This window comes from Streptomyces africanus, assembly GCF_002150735.1.
Taxonomy (GTDB): domain Bacteria; phylum Actinomycetota; class Actinomycetes; order Streptomycetales; family Streptomycetaceae; genus Streptomyces; species Streptomyces africanus.
In genome coordinates this window covers 1-845 of sequence record NZ_MUKA01000707.1, presented here as the reverse complement: position 1 = coordinate 845, position 845 = coordinate 1, and the positions used below count along the sequence as shown (strand labels likewise).

General features: G+C 76.3%; 1 protein-coding gene. It reads right to left on the bottom strand.

Going from position 1 to position 845, the window contains the following annotated elements; genetic code table 11:
* On the bottom strand, positions 1-845 hold an 845-nt coding region (locus CCL05_RS43575), incomplete at both ends, for a class I SAM-dependent methyltransferase (RefSeq protein ID WP_244204638.1).

The following is an 845-nucleotide window of genomic DNA, read 5'->3' as shown; positions in this document are numbered from 1 at the left end:
GGGAGGGCGTGGGAGAGGGCCAGGGCCGTGGCGCCGGAGAGGTCGTGGGGGATGTGGACGGGGCGGCGGTCCAGGAGGGCGATCGTGCAGCCGGCCGCCTCCAGTTCCGCGCGGAGGTTGTGCGGGGGGAGCAGGTGCAGATGGCGGGGCTGGTCGTAGGCGAGCCACCAGCGGCCCAGGAGCGCGGCGTAGAGGCTGCGGGGGTTCAGGGTCTCGATGAGCAGGTGGCCGCCGGGGCGCAGGACCGCGAGGGCGGCGTGGAGTTCCGCGCGGGGGTCGGGGGTGCCCTCCAGGTGGTGGAGCATGCTGACGATGTCGTAGCGGGCGCGCAGGGGTGCGGAGATCCGGGGGTCCGTCAGGCGGCCGACGTGGGCCTCCTCGACGCGGTCGGCCGAGCGGGCGCGGACCACGCGGGGGGTGGGGTCCAGGCCGTCGAACGACGTGTACGGGAAGAACTCCCGGGCCGTCACGGGGAAGCGGGCGTGGCCCGTGCCCACGTCCAGCCAGCTCTCCGGCTCCCCGAAGCGCAGCATCGCGCGGGCGGCCGAGCGGTGCCGGAGCCGGCTGGCGCGCAGCGCGAGGAGGGTGTCGGCCGCGACGTCCCGGGGCGCCCCGCGCACCGTCCGGTGGTAGAGCGCGAGGCCCTCGAAGGTGAGGCGGGGGTTCTGGAAGGTGTGGCCGCAGTCCCGGCACGCGTCGACGGTGAAGCTGCCCGGGTGGTACCGCCGCAGGTCACCGGTGCGCAGCCGGTTCCGCAGGCGGGCGGAGCCGCACCAGGGGCAGTCCTCGCGGCGCGGCTCGTGGACGGGTGTGGTCGCGTGGAGGACGGGGGGTGGTACGCGACG